We start from the raw sequence: 17,041 nt of genomic DNA, 5'->3' as shown, positions 1-17,041 counted from the left end.
TTATGAAATACGTGCTGTATATTCTCCGGTTCTTTTACCGGATTCGTTTCTGGCTGATCCTGCTGCCCGTGCTGGCGGCTTGCTATATGATCTGGAAGACCCGCGATATCGCCCGTTACTACGAGGTGCGTACGACCGTTTATACGGGCGTCGTGTCGGGGTACGATATCGAGCAGGCGTCAGTCCGCGAGGCCGACTGGAATACGAAAAACAGCACGATCGTTAATATGATGGATATCCTCAAGAGCGAGGCCACGTTGCGCCGGGTATCGATGCGGTTGTACGCCCGCTGCCTGATGAACGGCGATTCGATGAAAAACAATACGTACATCAATGCGGACACTTACCGCTGGTTGATGGACCGTACGCCCAAATATGTGTTGGATTTGATCGTAAAAGGCGACGAAGACAAGACGGTGGAGAATTTCTTCGACAACATGAAACCCGACAACCGAGATCATTTGTACGGCCTGTTCATGTGGGAAGCCAGCCGATATTTCGGATATAAGGATTTGGAACAGATCCGCGTCGACCGGATCGCTTCCAGCGACATGCTGAAACTTTCGTATCAGAACAGCGATCCGGGGATCACTTACAATACGGTACTGATCCTGGTCAAGGAGTTTTTCGATCAGTACCAGACGTTGCGTTTCGGCGAAACGAACGATGCGATCGCTTATTTCCGCAGGGAGCTGGCCGAAGCCGGTACGAAGTTGAAAGCCGCCGAAGACGAGCTGACCAGTTACAATGTCGAAAAACGGGTAATCAATTATACCGACGAAACCAAAGAGGTCGCTTCGATCAACAAAGAGTTCGAGATCCAGTATCAGGACGTGCTGATGAACTATGCGAAGGCGGATGCGGCCGTTTCGCAGTTGGAAGGTCGGATTGATATGAATATCAATAATATGCGTAGTAATTCGGCGTTTATGGAGAAGTTGAAGCTCATCTCCGAGTTGCAGACGCAGATTACCAATATAGATGCTTTCGGGCAGAAAAACGAGGCTAATCTGGAGAAACTCGCTACACTGAAAAAAGCCCTGAAAGCCGAAGAGCGGAGCGTCTCCGAATTGACCAAAACCATCAATGAAAACAAGTATTCGAAAGAAGGCATCGTGAGCGATCGGTTCGTTCAGGATTGGCTGGCGCAGACGTTGGAATTATCCAAGGCGAAAGCGCAGAAGGAGGTGATGGAAAAATGGCGGCGGGAGTTGAACGAAAAATATACGTATTACGCTCCGATCGGTTCCACGATCAAATCGAAGGAGCGTGAAATCGACTTTACCGAAAGGACTTACCTTTCGTTGTTGGAAGGTTTGAATTCGGCCATCCTGCGGTTGAGGCAGTTGCAGATGACGACCAATACGCTGAAAGTGACCGATGAACCGTCTTATCCGATATCTCCGCTGCCGCACAAGCGGAAGATGATGGTGCTGCTGGCCTTTGTTTGCACGGCGATTTTCGTAGTGGCTTATTTTCTGTTTCTGGAGTTGGTCGACCGCACGCTGCGCGACCGCATCCGGGCGGAGCGTATTACCGGCCGTAAGGTGCTCGGCGTCATGCCGCGGAATTCACGGCGTTACCGTCCGTTCAATCAGCAGGCCAAAGAGATTGCCATGCATTACTTGGCTAAAGCCGTCGTTCCCTATTTCGGACGGGAAAAACCGGTCGTTATCAATATACTGAGTACCGAAGAAGGCGACGGCAAGCATTTCGTAGCGCAATACCTGCGCGACTATTGGCAAAAGTCGGGTTTGAAGGTGGGCCTGCTGTCCTACCGCGAAGAATTCAATTGCCGGAGCGAATCTTACTTGTTGGCGAACAATCTGACGGATTACTGTCAGGCGGGCGACGCGATGATCGTGCTGGTCGTTCACCAGCCGCTGACCGAGGAGAGCGTGCCGTCCCCGTTGTTGGAAAGCGCGAACCTGAACCTGATGATCGCCCGTTCGGACAGGACGTGGACAACCATCGATCAGGAAGTCTTCGAGAAAGTGGGCGAGCAGAGCGGGGAAACTCCGTTGTTCCTGGTGTTGAATCAGACGGCCTGGGACGTTACGGAAGATTTCACGGGGCTGTTGCCGCCTTATTCCCGTTTCCGTCGCTGGCTTTACCGGCTTTCCCAGCTCGGGCTTACCGCTCGGGATACGAAAAAGAACGAATCGGGAGTTTAAACAGAAAATGCCGCAATGAAATCGTCCGGTGCGATAAAAGAGCGTCCTCGCTTTTTCGTGATCGTCGTCCTGCTGCTTGGCGTACTGGTCGTAAACGAATTGTTGGTGCGTGCGGGAACGGTACAGGGCGTTGCATTCATGCTGTTGCCGATTTTCGCGCTGCTGGGTTTCGCTTTCGCACTGAGACCGCATGCCACGCTGTGGCTTTATATCGCCGTCAATTATTACATCATCGGTCTGACCCGTTACGTCGACCTGAAAGGCGGTATGCTGATGATGGGATTCTCCGTATTGTTGTTGGTGGTATTGTTCGTCAGCCAATGGCTCGGAAAGGTGGAGTGGCGCAGGGGATTCAATCAACTTACCCTTTACTGGACGATTTGGTTCGTGTACTGTACGGTGCTCGCTTTCCTGCCGAGCGCTCATTTCGACGCTTGGATGATTGCGATCAACTTGTACGCTTTTATCCCTTTGCTGCTGGTATTCGCGGTGCCGATTATTTTCCGCAGGTACCGCGACCTGAAGATTTTCCTGTTCGTCTTTTCGTTGCTTACTCTGACGGCCGTATGCAAGGCGCTGTGGCAGAAAACGGTCGGATTCGATACCGCCGAGAAGATTTTTTTGTATCAGGAAGGCGGAGCCAGTACGCACATCATCTGGTCGGGAACCCGTTATTTTTCTTTTTTCACCGATGCGGCGAATTTCGGTTCGGGAATGGTGTTTTCGATGGTCGTATTTTCGATCGCCTCGGTTTACGTCCGGGGGGGGCTGCGGTTTTACTATCTGGCTGTCGCTGTCGCCGCCGCTTACGGTTTCGGACTGTCGGGTACCCGCAGCGCGGTGATCGTGCCGTTCGTAGGTTACGCGCTGTATATTCTGACCACGAAGAACAAACGGATTTTGTTGGCCGGTGTCGTGACGTTGGCCATCCTGTTCGGCTTTTTTAAATTTACGCATATCGGGGACGGCAATGTCATGATTTATCGGATACGTTCCGCATTCAATCCGACCGAAGACGCTTCTTTCCAGGTGCGGCTCGAAAATCAGGAAAGGCTGAGGAGGGTTATGGCCGATAAGCCTTTCGGGGTCGGGCTCGGGTTGGGCGGAGGCAAGGCGAGCCGTTTCGACGATACGGCCGTTACGTCGTGGATTGCGACCGACTCGTGGTATGTGATGGTATGGGTCGAAACCGGAGCCGTAGGCGCTGTGCTGTACTTGGTTCTGCATGCTTTGATTCTCGGGGTCGGGGCGTGGCGGATCATGTTCCGGATACGGGATCCGCAGTTGAAGGGGTTGCTGGGAGCCCTGCTGGCCGGGGCCGGGGGAATGATGGCGGGGTGTTATGCCAACGAGATCATGAATTTTCCGAACGGACCGATGGTCTATATCTGCGAAGCGTTCGTATTCGCCGGTTGCTGGTACGACCGGGAATTGGCCGCAAGGAAACAAAAGGAACTGTCGTATGGGGACGAAGCCTGAGCTGTCGGTCATTACCGTCAATTATAACGGATACGGGGATACGGTAGCGCTGATCGACTCCCTGAGAAAACATCTGGCGGATATTTCGTTCGAGACGATCGTCGTCGATAACGCTTCGCGTACGGACGAAGCGGAAGCTATCCGCCGGCATTTTCCGGACGAGGAGCGGCTGGTGTTGATTCGTAGCGAGCGGAATCTCGGATTCGCCGGAGGAAATAACCTCGGGATCGGAGCGGCGAGGGGCGATTATCTGCTGTTGCTGAACAACGACGCCTTCGTCGAGGACGGTTCGCTGCGGGAGTTGATCGCCGTGTTGGAAAACGATTCCCGGATCGGATGCGTCTCCCCGAAGATCCGTTTTGCCGATTCTCCGCGCGATATTCAGTTCGCCGGGTATACTCCGCTCAGCCGCATTACGTTGCGAAATTCGCTGATCGGTTTTGGAGAACCCGATCGGGGACAATATCAGGCTTCGCATGTCACTCCGTATTGTCACGGCGCCGCCATGATGTTCCGCCGGGAGACGGTAGAACGGGTCGGACCGATGCCGGAGGCGTATTTCCTCTACTATGAAGAGCTGGACTGGTGCGTTCGGATCGCGCAGGCCGGATACCTGTTGTGGTACGAGCCGAAAGCCACCGTATTTCATCGCGAAAGCCGCTCCGCCGGACAGAACAGTCCGCTGCGGACTTATTACCTGACCCGCAACCGGCTACTATTCGCGCGGCGAAACCTGAAGGGAGCGTACAGGTGGCTTTCGATCCTCTATCAGACGGCGGTGGCGGTTCCGAAAGCGTGCCTTGCGGCGACGTTGAAAGGCGACCGGCGGAACGTCTCGGCGGTGCTGAGGGGGTGCCGGGATTTTTGGAAAATCTTATAATTTTATGTCATGGCGGTTTTGTACGAAATAGCCGGTTGGGCCGATATTCTGTTGTGGATCGTGTTTGCGGTGCAGGTCGCGTATCTGTTGTTTTTCGCCTGGAAGGGCGGGATGCTGCGGCCGTGGAATGCTGTGCGGCAGCCAGTCCGCAACAAGCGGCGTTTCGCCGTGTTTTTTCCGGCCTACAAAGAGGACCGCGTGATCGTAGGGGCCGTAGAGTCTTTTTTACAACAGGATTATCCGGCCGATTCTTACGAAGTGGTCGTGATTTCGGATCGGATGCAGGATCGGACGAACGAGCGGTTGTCCGGACTGCCGGTTACGCTGCTCAGGGTGGATTTCGAAAACAGTTCGAAGGCCCGGGCGCTTACGTTCGCCGTCGATAAGCTGGATCGGAAACGGTACGACGTCGCGGTAGTGATGGATGCCGACAATACGGTGCAGCCCGATTTCCTGCGACGGCTGAACGAAACGTTCGAGACGGGTACGCGGGCCGTCCAAGCGCATCGTCAGGCCAAAAACCGCAATACGCCGACGGCCGTTCTCGACGCCGTCAGCGAGGAGATCAACAATGCGGTATTCCGGGCCGGGCATATCCGCAGCGGGCTTTCGTCGGCGCTGATCGGTTCGGGGATGGCTTTCGATTACGGATGGTTTCGCGATAATATCCGCAAAACGTGTACGGCCGGCGAGGACAAAGAGTTGGAAGCCCTGTTGTTGAAGCAGGGAATATATATTCATTACCTGCCGGACGTTCCGGTCTACGACGAGAAAACCCAGCGCGGAGAGGCGTTCGGCAACCAGCGTAGGCGTTGGCTGGCGGCGCAGTTCGGCGCGTTGGCGAAAGGCCTTCGCGACCTGCCCGGGGCGATTGCCGGCGGTAATTTCGATTACGCCGACAAGTTGTTCCAGTGGATGCTGCTGCCGCGGGCGGTGCTGATTGCCGGCATTCTCTTTTTCGGGGTACTGTTTACGGCAGCCGATCCCATTTGGGGCGTCAAATGGGGAATCCTGCTGTGGCTGCTCGGGTTGGCGGTGGCGATGGCGATCCCGGATTCCCATGCGGACAGGCAACTGAGCGAGGCGCTGCGGAAGGCGCCTGGCTTGGCCGCCGGGATGGTGCTGAACCTCTTCCGGTTGCGGGGCGTAAACAAGCGTTTTATTCATACCGAACACGGTGACGAATCTGTCGTAAACTGATTATTATGAGTTTGAAAGAGAAAATAAAGCAGAATCCGGAGCTTAAGCGCCGCCTGCTGAATGCGATGGTGCATCCGGTCAAAACTCGGCCGCGGGGATGGTTGCGCCTGTTCCGGCGGTTTTATACCGAACGCGGGAAAGGCTCGGTCGTCTGCCGCAGCGCGCGGTTGGATATCGTTCCGTTCAATCCGTTTTCGCTCGGCGCGCGTTCGGTGATCGAGGATTTCAGTACGGTCAACAATGCGGTCGGCGCGGTGCGTATCGGCGACCGGAGCCGCATCGGACTGGGCAATACGATCATCGGGCCGGTGCGTATCGGCGACGACGTCAATCTGGCCCAAGGAATTACCGTGTCGGGGCTGAATCATAATTTCGAAAATATTTGCGCTCCGATTGCGGCGCAGGGCGTTTCGACGTCGGAAGTCGTGATCGCCGACGACGTATGGATCGGAGCCAACGCCGTGATTCTGGCCGGGGTCAGTATCGGTTCTCACAGCGTCGTTGCAGCCGGTGCCGTTGTGACGAAAAACGTCCCGGAGTGTTGTGTGGCGGCCGGAAATCCGGCGCGGATCGTAAAGTATTACGACCGGGAGGCCGGTTTGTGGAAAAAAAATTGACCGAAGGGCCTGTGGATCCGTTCGGAATGGAAAACGAAATGGAGAAAGGTAAGCCGAAAGTGAGCGTCGTGATTCCGGTTTATAATACGGAAAAGTATTTGGAGGCTACGTTGCAGAGCATCCGGAATCAAACTTGTTGCGAAATCGAGATCATCGTGATCGACGACGGTTCGACGGATTGCAGTGCGGAGATCGTCCGCCGGGCCGCGGACGAGGACGGCCGGATCGTTCTCGTTTCGCAACCGAACCGGGGATTGTCCCTGGCGCGGAATGCCGGGATCGCACGGGCCTCCGGCGAGTTCGTTTATTTTATGGACAGCGACGACCTGCTGGAGAAAGACGCTTTGGAGACATGTTATCGGAAATGTACGGAACAGCGTCTCGATTTCGTGATTTTCGACGCAGAGGCGTTTTCCGACGAAGGGGCGGATATTCCGGGGATCCGGTACGAACGAACGCAGGGAATGCGGGATCGTGTCTACGATGGCCGGGAGCTGCTGGCTCTGTTGCTGCGCGAAGGGCGTTACCTGCCTTCGGCCTGTTTGAGTTTCGTTCGTCTCGGTCTGCTGCGGGAATCCGGACTCCGTTTTTACCCGGACATGCTGCACGAGGACGAACTTTATACGCCGATGCTGTATCTGTATGCCGCGCGAGTCGGCTGTATCGAGCGCGCTTTTTTCAAGCGTCGGGTCCGCGAGGGTTCGATTATGACGAACCGGATTTCCCGGCGCAATATGGAGGGGTATTTCACGGCGTTCCGTGAGATGCGCTTTTGGAAACGCTCGCATCCGGGCGACAAGCGGTTGGTCGGGCTGTGGTTCTCCTATATCGTCGATCCGGTGATCTGGAAAGCCCATGCGCTGCCGCTGCGTGACAAATGGCGGGTCGTCCGGGCCGGGTTTCCCTATTTCGGTTACGTGAAAGTGAGAACCTTATTCGTATTTTTGTTCAAACGCTGAAGGGAACGGGGCATGTCGCTAAAGAAAGATTTGTTTTCGGGGGTATTCTATACGGCGGTCGCCCGGTATTCGGGCCTGATCGTCTCGCTGGTGATCGCCGGCGTACTGGCGCGCCTGATTCCGCCGGAGGATTTCGGTGTCGTAGCGGTGGCGACCGTAATTATCAGTTTTTTCGGCATATTCAGCGATCTGGGAGTCGGGGCTGCCGTGATACAGAACAAGATCCTGACCGACGGAGATCTGTCGAAGATTTACTCGTTCACGGTGTGGACGGGCGTGTTGTTGGCCGTACTGTTTTTCGCCGCATCGTGGCCGATTGCCGCGTATTATGAAAAAAGTATCCTGAAAAGCCTGTGTCAGTGGCTGTCGGTCAACCTGCTGTTCGCTTCGGTCAATATCGTGCCAAACGCTCTGCTGCACAAGGCGAAACGTTTCCGTTTCCTGGCTGTGCGGAATCTGGTCGTTCAGGTCGGAGGCGGAGCGGTTTCGATCGTAGCGGCGCTGTGCGGCGCCGGTTTGTACGCGCTGATCGTCAATCCGATTCTGTCGAGCGTCCTGCTGTTCGTCCTTTCGTACCGGGCCTACCCGCAGCGGCTGCGGCCGACCTTCGGGCTGGATGCGATCCGGAAGATATTCAGTTTTTCGGCTTACCAGTTCCTGTTCAACGCGATCAACTATTTCAGCCGGAACCTGGACAAACTGCTGATCGGTAAGTGTATGGGGATGACTCCGTTGGGGTATTACGAGAAATCGTACCGACTGATGATGCTGCCGCTGCAAAACATCACGCATGTGATCAGTCCGGTCATGCATCCGGTATTTTCAGAGTTCCAGCACGATTTGCAGCGGGTGCGCACGTCGTATGAGAAGATTGTCCGCTTGCTGGCTTTCATCGGTTTCCCGCTGTCGGTTTTTCTGTGGTTCGCCGCTCAGGAAGTCGTGCTGATTATTTTCGGATCGCAGTGGATGCCGTCGGTGCCGGTCTTCCGGATTCTGTCTCTTTCGGTCGGCGTACAGATCGTGCTGGCGTCGTCCGGCGGGATTTTCCAGGCGGCTAACGATACGCGGAGCCTTTTTGTCAGCGGGGCGTTTTCGGCGACGCTCAACGTGGCTGGCATTCTGGTCGGGATTTTCGTTTTTCGATCGTTGGAGGCGGTCGCATGGTGCATTTGCGTGACGTTTACGATCAATTTCGTGCAGTGTTACTGGATGATGTACCGGGTGACGTTCGCGAAAAGCCGCCTGTCGGGGTTCTGCCGACAGCTCGTTTCGCCGCTGGCGGTAAGCGGGATACTCGTGCTGTTGCTGGGAGCGACGACGGCCCTGACGAAAGATTCTCCGGAACTTGTCAGCATCCTGGCGAAAGGGGCCGTTTTTTTATTAACTTTGTTTGTGTACCTGCAGGTTAGCGGGGAATATGATATTTTGGCCAAATTCAAACGTAAAGGTAATCCGTCATGAAAATCCTGTTCCTCGTATTCCACGGTTTCGATGCGTTCAACGGAATCAGTAAGAAGATCGGCTATCAGATCGAGGCGTTGCGGATACTCGGTCATCAGGTCGAGCTCGGTTCGCTCGTTGTGGACGAACGGGGACGTTGGAAACGCATGGGCGGCGACCGGGTCGTGGAGGATCTTGGCGCCGGGATCGTCGGGAAATTAAAAAAAAGATGGCGTTACGGTTCGCTCGCCCGTTACATCGTAGAGGACGGTTTCGATTTCGTTTACATGCGTTCCGATCATAACGCCAATCCGTTTACGATTCGGATGGCCCGGCGTGTACGCCGGGCCGGCATCGCGATGGTGATGGAAATTCCGACTTATCCCTACGATCAGGAGTACCGGACGCTCGGGCTGAAAGAAAAAACGGAACTGGCGATCGACCGTATTTACCGGCGCGCGCTGGCCCGCCAATTACGCGCCGTAGTGACATTCAGTGATTTAAGCTCGATTTTCGGACAGCGGGCGATCCGCATATCCAACGGGGTCAGTTTCGAACGCATTCCGGTCCGCCGGGAACACGATCCGGTTCGCGGCGAAGTGCATCTGGTTGCCGTGGCCGATATCAGTTTTTGGCACGGGTTCGACCGTTTGGTACGGGGAATGGCGGTTTATTATACCTGCAAACAGCGCTCGGCCGACGTGTACCTGAGCATTGTGGGCCGCGGCCGGGCTGAGACGCTCGACGAACTGCGCCGGACCGTTCGGCAGAACGGATTGGAACGATGGGTGCGTTTTACCGGCCCGCTGTTCGGAGAAGCGCTGGATCGGGAGTTCGACCGGGCCGATATGGCCGTCGGCAGTCTCGGGCGGCACCGTAGCGGAATTTCATATATCAAAACTTTGAAGAACAGGGAGTATGCGGTTCGGGGAATCCCGTTCGTTTATTCCGAGTGCGACAGCGATTTCGAGCGGATGCCTTATGTGTTGAAAGCGCCGGCCGACGAGTCGCCGCTGGACGTCGGCGCATTGGTGGCCTTTTGTTCCGGACGCCGTTTCTCTGCCGCGGAGATCCGGGAGTCCGTGCGGTTTCTTTCGTGGGAGAATCAGATGCGCAAAGTGCTCGACGAATCGTTAAAGACGGCGTAAATGGCAAAAAAAATCGTATATCTGATTCCCGGGCTCCATTTTCCGAGCGGCATGGAACGGGTACTGACGCTCAAGGCCAACTACCTGGCCGACGAGTTCGGTTACGACGTGACGGTGATCCTGACCGAAGAGAAGGACAAGCCGTTCTATTATCCGCTTTCGCCGAAGGTCAAAACGATCAATTTCGATTTGAACTTCGACCGGATGTACGGTTTGCCGTTGCATCGGCGGCTGGTTTATTACCGGAAGCGACTGCGGAAGTTCAAAAAAATGCTGACCTCGACGTTATGCGAGTTGAAGCCGGATATTACGGTTTCGTTGTTGCGCCGGGACATCAATTTCCTGAATACCGTTCCGGACGGCAGCGTGAAAATCGGGGAGATCCACTTCAACCGTTCCAATTACCGCGACTTTAACAACCGGATGCTTCCCTGTTTCGTTCGGGATGCGGTCAAAAAATACTGGAACGCGCAGTTGATCCGGGAGTTGAAAAAATTGAAAAAATTCGTGGTGTTGACCCGCGAAGACGAGGCGCTGTGGACGGAGTTGGATAATGTCACGACGATCCACAATCCGTTGCCGTTCTATCCGGGACCGGACCGTGTTTCTCCGTGTACGGCCAAACAGGCGATTGCCGTCGGCCGTTATACGTGGCAGAAGGGATTCGACCTTTTGATCGAAGCGTGGAAACGGGTGGCGGTCCGTCATCCGGACTGGACGTTGCGAATTTACGGGGGAGGGGATTCGACGATTTATGCGCGGATGGTCGAAGAGGCCGGATTACGGCGAACCTGCCGTTTGGAAGGCGTTACCGACGATGTGGTCGGTAGGTTTTGCGAAAGTTCCGTTTTTGTGCTTTCTTCGCGTTTCGAAGGGTTCGGGATGGTCGTGGCCGAAGCGATGGCCTGCGGAGTACCTCCGGTTGCGTTCGCCTGTCCCTGCGGGCCGAAGGATATTATCCGTGACGGCGAGGACGGACTGCTGGCGAAAAACGGGGATGTGGAGGACCTGGCCGAAAAGATATGCCTGTTGATCGAACGGGACGAACTGCGCAAACGGATGGGGAGCCGGGCGAGGGAACATGTGCGGCGGTTCGATATCGACACCATTATGCAGCAATGGAGACAGCTTTTCGATGAGGTGACTTCGTAAAGGATCATGCCGGAAATATGAAATGGTACGAAAAATATCTGTCCGTTTACGGAAAACCGTACGCGGATGTGCCTGCCGAGGTTATGGACGGAATCCGCAACCGGCTTCGGACATTGCAGAGCGACGAGCCGCTGGTTTCGGTCGTGGTGATCGCTTATAACGAAGAGAAGCACCTGCCGGCATGTCTATGGTCGCTTTCGGAAAGCGTGTGCGAATATCCGATGGAGATCATCGGCGTGAACAACGATTCGGCCGACCGCACGGCGGATGTTTTCGAAGCGTCCGGAATTCCGTATCATACCGAACTGCAACATAGTTGCGGATATGCCCGCCGGTGCGGACTACAATATGCCCAAGGGAAATATTACATTTGCATCGATTCCGACACGATGTATCCGCCGGGGTATGTGCAGGCGATGGCGGATGCGTTGCAAAGACCGGGGATCGTCGCCGTTTCGTCGCTGTGGAGTTACATGCCGGACGAAGGTCACCCGTGGCTGGGCCTAAAAATTTACGAGTTTATGCGCGATACGCACCTGTGGATGCAGTCGTTCAAACGGCCGGAACTGAGCGTCCGGGGGTTGGTGTTCGCCTACAATGCCGACTACGGCCGGAAAGTGGGATACCGGGTGGATATTATCCGAGGCGAGGATGGGTCGATGGCATTGGGCTTAAAGCAATACGGCAGGATCGGTTTCGTACGCAGCCGGAAAGCCCGTGCGGTGACCGGTTACGGGACGGTCGGCGCCGACGGTTCGTTCCTGAACAGTTTCCGGGTGCGGATTGTCAAGTATCTCAAGGGTATGGGAAGTTATTTTACGAAAAAGGATCGTTACCGGGACGACGAGTCGAACCTTGTCCGCTGAAAGGCTGGATGGGAACCGAATTATAGTGGATTCGATAGGTTATGAGATCAGGTGAACCTTACGTGCGTTTTTCCTGAACAAACGGACGCCGGAAATGGTGCGGAAAGTGTTTCCTCCGCGGAGTGCCGGTTCGGAATTTAAATCCGTTTCGAAAGCGCTCGTTTACCTGTTCAGAAGAAAAATCCGCGACCGGCTCGTTCGCCACCGCTTATTGACGATGGATGAGTACCTGAAAATCGGGAACCGCTGACCGAACCCGTGCGGCGGCGCTATTCGGCGAGCGTAAATCCCATGAAAACGGGATTGTGGTCGCTCCATTCCTGCGGCAGCGAATAGTAGCTGACCGGATGGATTCCCTGAGAGTATAGGATGAAGTCGATGCGCAGCAGGTCGAAAAAGCCGTGGAACGTATATCCGTACCCGTTTCCGCAACTTTTGAAACCGTCTTTCAGCAGGTCTCCCCGGATCGTTTGGTAGGTGTAGGATACCGGCGTGTCGTTGAAGTCGCCGCAGAGGATCAGCGGGGAGCGGGTCGATTGTACGATGGCATGTACCTGGCGGGCCTGCTCGGCTCGTTTCACGAAATTGCTTCGTATGGTGTTTTGCAGCTGGTTGACGCCGTGCAGGTCTCCGATGACGTAATTCTCCTTGATGCCCTCGATGAGCGCCCGGCTCTGCGTGATGCTGGTCGTCTGCATGTGCACGTTTACGATTCGGACGGGTCGGCCGTCGATCGAAAGGTCGCACCACAAGCCGTCGTTGCAGCTATTCTCGAACGGGATTATCTGCCAGTCCGTGATCGGATATTTGCTGAATACGGCCAGGAGCAGTTTACCGTCGCCTCTGTCCGGTTCGCTCCGGTACGGGTAAGCGCCGAACAGAGAATCCAGACCGGGCATCCCCCGGATGCCGTTGAATTCCTGAAAACAGATGATATCAACTTCCTCCTCGCGGGCATGCAACAGGATGTCGTCCAGAATCAGACGCACTTCTTGATGGACGGCTCCCGCATTCAGCGTCATAATTTTCATCGTTTTGCCTGCGGCGGACGCCGGGGGCGAGTACTGGAACATACCGTTCAGATACCGGTAGTTCGCTGCGATCGCCAGAATGGGGAACAGCAGCCATATGAATTGTCGTTTGAAGATCAGCCAGATAATGAACAGTGCGCAGAGGATCAGCAGGGCGGGGATCGCCAGACCCAAAAACGGCATCGACGGGTAAACGGCCGGGTCGGCGTACGGTACGAAATATCCGGCCATCGTAATCAGCGATACCAGGCAGATGACCAGATTGAAGGTCAGTTTCATAAATGTTCCGACGGCTTTTTTCCCCATGGCGCGGCGATGAATGAATCGCAAATATAGTGTTTTTAGCGATTTTCGGAGGGGGAGCGCGAAGTTTAAGCCGGATTTATTCCGTTTCGGTCGCCGCGGTTTTCCGCACACGCGGTAAATAGGGTATTTCTGTTGCCGGATATTCGTACGCTCCGATAAATAAATGCTGCAAACGGCTTGGAATATCCGGGATAATGTGTTTATTTTGACAATCGGTTATCGGAGGGGTGCGTCGAGCGGAACCGGTGTTGTTAAGTGCTGTCTGACAGATATTTATGCAGAATAAAGGGAAACAGTCCATCCTGGAGAAAATCAAGCGCCCCGTCGATCCGAAATTGTTTATCAAGGAGATCGACGGTCTGCGTTTTCTGGCCATCCTGACGGTATTCATGCTGCATTTGAATAATTATGTCAGCCGGAGCGTCGGCCGGAACTTCAACGCCGGGATTTCGGACTTTTTTTCATGGGACTGGTTTATCAACCGGTTCGGGTTCGGGGTCGAGATCTTTTTTGCCATCAGCGGTTTCGTGATCTCCTTGCCTTTTCTGCGGCATTACATGTATCACGAAAAGAAACCGGAGCTAAAGGTTTATTACCGGCGTCGGTTTTCCCGGATCGGCTGGCCGTTCCTGCTCTCTTGCGTGATATTTTATACGCTTTATGTCGTAGCCAACCGTTTGTCGCTGGCCGGCGAATCCCCGCACCTGTTCAGCGCCGTGGCTTATGTGCATACGCTGATTTACGGGGCATGGGCTCCGTTCAATCCGGTCACCTGGAGCCTGGAGGCGGAAGTGCAGTTCTATCTGATCGCGCCTTTTCTGATCGGTTTTATATTTTCGAACCATTCGCTCATGCTGGTGAAACTGCTGGGACTCGCGGCGGCGGCCATCGTCGTACGGGCTTTGTTCCTGGACGATATCGCGCGGTTGCATCTCGACCGGACGGTGTTCGTATTCCTGCCGCTGTTCCTTTCCGGGTTTCTGCTGGCTTTTATCTATTTGCGTCATAATGATTTCCTGCTTCGGAAGTCATACGTATGGGATGCGGTCGCTGCGGCCGTCTTTTTCGGTATGCTGTGGACGACCTACGCTCCGAACCGCACTGCCTTTACGGTCTGCTGTTTCGTTTTCCTGGTCGCCGTATTCAAAAGCCGTTTGCTGAACCGGATGCTGACCCATAAGGCCGTTTATGTCCTGGGCGGCATGAGCTATTCGTTCTATTTGTTGCACTATCCGATGTTCTACTTGTTCGGCAAAGTATTCGGACAGCATCTGATGTGGTCGGAAAGTTACGTGGCGAACTATTTTACGCATGCTCTGGTTTTCTTTCCGCTGACGATTCTGGTCGCTTCGGTGTTTTACTGGGTCGTGGAACGGCCCTGTATCGCCAGGAAGCGGAACGTCCGGCTGAGAGCTGCAAACGGATTTGCAGGGGAACTGAATGTGAATTAATCGGTACAATACCATGAAAATAGCTATCGAAGCCCAGCGCATTTTCCGCGTGAATAAGCATGGGATGGATTTCGTCGCGCTGGAAGTGATCCGGGAATTGCAGAAGATAGATCGTGAAAACGAATATTTCATCCTCGTCAACGCGGGCGAAGACCGCTGCCTCGAGGAGAGCGAGAATATGCATATCGTGACGGTAAACGCTCCGCTCTATCCGCTTTGGGAACAGGTCTGCCTGCCGGAAGCGGTGCGCCGGATCGGGCCCGACATCCTGCATTGTACTGGCAATACGGCGCCGCTGCGGTGCGACGTTCCGCTGGTGCTTACCCTGCACGATATTATTTTTTTGGAGAAACGTTCCGGTTCCAGTCCTTCGTGGTATCAGAACATGGGGTGGTATTACAGGCGCTTTGTCGTCCCGCGTGTTCTGCCGAAATGCCGCCGGATCATCACCGTGTCGAACTACGAGCGCGAGCGGATCGGGAGTGCGCTGCAGATCGGCGGCGACCGGTTGGTTGCCGTTTACAACGGGTACGGAAGTCATTTTCGTCCGGTCGAATCTCCGTACGAGGTGACTCGCAAATACCTACCGGAGAAAGAATACCTGTTTTTTCTCGGCAATACCGATCCGAAGAAAAATACGGCGCGCACGCTCCGCGCCTATGCCCTGTATGCCCGGCAGACAGAGCGTCCGCTGCCGCTGCTGGTAGCGGATATTCCCGAAAACGTGATTGACGGAATATTGAAGGAGCAGCATATTTCCGACGTCAAACCGCTGCTGCGCCTGCCCGGTTACATTCTCAACGGCGATCTGCCGTCGGTATATTGCGGAGCGAAGATTTTTCTTTATACGTCGTTGCGCGAGAGCTTCGGAATCCCGATGCTGGAGGCGATGGCCTGCGGAACGCCGGTCGTTACTTCCGACACTTCGGCGATGCCCGAGGTCGCCGGGAGCGGGGCCGTGCTGGTCGATCCGACGGACGAGACGCAGATCGCCGGAGCAGTGCGGCGATTGCTGGACGATCCGCAACTGTACGAACGCCAGCGGGCTTACGGGTTGGAGCGGGTAAAACAATTTTCGTGGCGAAAGACGGCGGAACAGACGTTGGACGTTTATAAATCGGTCGGATTATGAAAGCATTGGAGATCGTATTCTGGATTTCGGTATTCGTCGTTTTTTATACTTATATCGGTTATGGCATCGTGTTGTGGGTGCTGGTAAAGGTTAAGGAGACGTTCCGTCCCCGGAAGGAGCCGCGGATGCCGGACGAATTGCCGGAAGTGACTCTGTTCGTTGCCGCTTACAACGAAGAACGGGTCGTGGACGAGAAGATGGCGAATACCCGGTCGTTAGATTACCCGGCCGATCGGTTGAAAGTGGTTTGGGTGACGGACGGAAGCGACGATTCGACGAACCGGAGACTGGAGGCCTACCCGGAGGTCGAGGTATTTTTTCAGCCCGAACGTCAGGGGAAAACGGCGGCGTTGAATCGCGGGATCGAATTCGTCGAAACGTCGCTGGTGGTGTTTACCGATGCCAATACGATGTTGAACCGGGAGGCGATACGTGAGATCGTGCGCTGCTTTTCCGACCCGACGGTGGGATGCGTGGCCGGCGAAAAGCGGATCGCCGTGCGGCGGCTCGACGGCGCGGCTGCCGGAGGCGAAGGCCTTTACTGGAAATACGAGTCGGCGCTGAAGCGGCTCGACTGGCGGCTGTACTCCGCGATGGGGGCGGCCGGCGAGTTGTTTGCCGTGCGGCGCGGCCTCTTCGAGCGGATGGAGAACGATACGCTGCTGGACGATTTCGTCCTCTCGCTGCGGATCGTGCAGAAAGGATACCGCATCGCTTATTGCGATACGGCCTATGCCATCGAAGGCGCTTCGTCCGACATGAAGGAAGAGCAGAAGCGCAAGGTGCGTATTTGCGCCGGCGGCCTGCAGTCGATCGGACGTCTGCGACCGCTGCTGAATGTCTTTCGTTACGGCGTGGTCAGTTTCATGTTCTTATCGCACCGGGTGCTGCGTTGGTCGCTCACTCCGCTGCTGCTTTTTTTGCTGTTGCCGGTCAATGCGGCGCTGGCCTTTAGCGGATCGCCGTTGTACATTACGTTCCTGGCGTTGCAACTGGCGTTTTACGCCGCCGCCCTCGGAGGATATTACCTGGCGACCCGGGCGATCCGCAACAAGTACTTGTTCGTGCCGTATTATTTCCTTTTTATGAACGTGAACGTGATCCGCGGTTTCTGCTATTTGCGGAAAAAACGGGGATCGGGTTCGGGCGCGTGGGAAAAAGCAAAGCGGGCCTGATCGCAGACCCGCCCGATGACGTCCGGAAAAT

The 17,041-nt window shown here is 55.1% G+C and carries 14 protein-coding genes; 13 read left to right on the top strand and 1 reads right to left on the bottom strand.

The window, feature by feature from the left end; genetic code table 11:
- Positions 1-2 precede the first annotated feature (2 nt).
- The 10 genes from C1A08_RS10640 to C1A08_RS10595 are packed head-to-tail and all read left to right on the top strand — an operon-like array spanning position 3 to position 11,915.
- Positions 3-2,174 carry a GumC family protein gene (locus C1A08_RS10640; protein ID WP_055206152.1) on the top strand — a complete coding sequence of 724 codons (2,172 nt, stop codon included), beginning with the start codon at positions 3-5 and terminating at the stop codon, positions 2,172-2,174.
- Between the two features lie 15 nt (positions 2,175-2,189).
- Positions 2,190-3,653 (top strand): O-antigen ligase family protein, encoded by a 1,464-nt coding sequence (locus C1A08_RS10635; RefSeq protein ID WP_101573374.1) that lies wholly within the window; start codon positions 2,190-2,192, stop codon positions 3,651-3,653.
- Positions 3,637-4,533 (top strand): glycosyltransferase family 2 protein, encoded by an 897-nt coding sequence (locus C1A08_RS10630; RefSeq protein WP_101573372.1) that lies wholly within the window; start codon positions 3,637-3,639, stop codon positions 4,531-4,533. Before C1A08_RS10635 ends, C1A08_RS10630 begins: the two co-directional genes overlap by 17 nt.
- Positions 4,534-4,542: 9 nt before the next feature.
- Positions 4,543-5,733, top strand: a complete 1,191-nt coding sequence (locus C1A08_RS10625; protein ID WP_101573370.1) for a glycosyltransferase — start codon at positions 4,543-4,545, stop codon at positions 5,731-5,733.
- Between the two features lie 5 nt (positions 5,734-5,738).
- The gene (locus tag C1A08_RS10620; RefSeq protein ID WP_055206146.1) at positions 5,739-6,350 is read left to right on the top strand and encodes an acyltransferase; all 612 of its coding nucleotides are present in this window, start codon (positions 5,739-5,741) and stop codon (positions 6,348-6,350) included.
- Positions 6,335-7,309: a glycosyltransferase family 2 protein gene (locus tag C1A08_RS10615; RefSeq protein WP_101573368.1), complete on the top strand. Its 975-nt coding sequence runs from the start codon at positions 6,335-6,337 to the stop codon at positions 7,307-7,309. Before C1A08_RS10620 ends, C1A08_RS10615 begins: the two co-directional genes overlap by 16 nt.
- 12 nt (positions 7,310-7,321) lie before the next feature.
- A complete protein-coding gene (locus C1A08_RS10610; protein ID WP_101573366.1) occupies positions 7,322-8,770 on the top strand; it encodes a lipopolysaccharide biosynthesis protein in 1,449 nt (482 codons plus the stop codon).
- The gene (locus C1A08_RS10605; protein ID WP_101573364.1) at positions 8,767-9,897 is read left to right on the top strand and encodes a glycosyltransferase; all 1,131 of its coding nucleotides are present in this window, start codon (positions 8,767-8,769) and stop codon (positions 9,895-9,897) included. The genes C1A08_RS10610 and C1A08_RS10605 overlap by 4 nt, the downstream gene beginning before the upstream one ends.
- Positions 9,898-11,049, top strand: coding sequence for a glycosyltransferase family 4 protein (locus C1A08_RS10600; RefSeq protein WP_101573362.1), 1,152 nt, complete (start codon positions 9,898-9,900; stop codon positions 11,047-11,049).
- 17 nt (positions 11,050-11,066) lie between these two features.
- Positions 11,067-11,915, top strand: a complete 849-nt coding sequence (locus C1A08_RS10595) for a glycosyltransferase family 2 protein (protein WP_101573360.1) — start codon at positions 11,067-11,069, stop codon at positions 11,913-11,915.
- Between the two features lie 269 nt (positions 11,916-12,184).
- Here C1A08_RS10595 and C1A08_RS10590 read toward each other — a convergent pair whose 3' ends face one another.
- Positions 12,185-13,252 carry an endonuclease/exonuclease/phosphatase family protein gene (locus C1A08_RS10590; protein WP_101573355.1) on the bottom strand — a complete coding sequence of 356 codons (1,068 nt, stop codon included), beginning with the start codon at positions 13,250-13,252 and terminating at the stop codon, positions 12,185-12,187.
- Positions 13,253-13,527: 275 nt separating this feature from the next.
- On the opposite strand from C1A08_RS10590, the gene C1A08_RS10585 reads away from it, so the two are divergent.
- Genes C1A08_RS10585 through C1A08_RS10575 form a run of 3 tightly spaced genes read left to right on the top strand, consistent with a single transcriptional unit; the run spans position 13,528 to position 17,010 of the window.
- Entirely contained in the window at positions 13,528-14,703 is a 1,176-nt protein-coding gene (locus C1A08_RS10585) for an acyltransferase family protein (RefSeq protein ID WP_101573353.1), read from the top strand.
- 13 nt (positions 14,704-14,716) lie between these two features.
- Complete coding sequence (locus C1A08_RS10580) at positions 14,717-15,835, top strand: glycosyltransferase family 4 protein (protein ID WP_101573351.1); 1,119 nt, start codon at positions 14,717-14,719, stop codon at positions 15,833-15,835.
- The gene (locus C1A08_RS10575) at positions 15,832-17,010 is read left to right on the top strand and encodes a glycosyltransferase family 2 protein (RefSeq protein WP_101573349.1); all 1,179 of its coding nucleotides are present in this window, start codon (positions 15,832-15,834) and stop codon (positions 17,008-17,010) included. Before C1A08_RS10580 ends, C1A08_RS10575 begins: the two co-directional genes overlap by 4 nt.
- The last annotated feature ends 31 nt before the right edge of the window (positions 17,011-17,041 follow it).

This window comes from Alistipes sp. cv1, assembly GCF_900240235.1.
Lineage (GTDB): Bacteria > Bacteroidota > Bacteroidia > Bacteroidales > Rikenellaceae > Alistipes_A > Alistipes_A hominis.
Note: the sequence above shows the minus strand (reverse complement) of the source record. Positions and strands in the feature narration are given on the sequence as shown.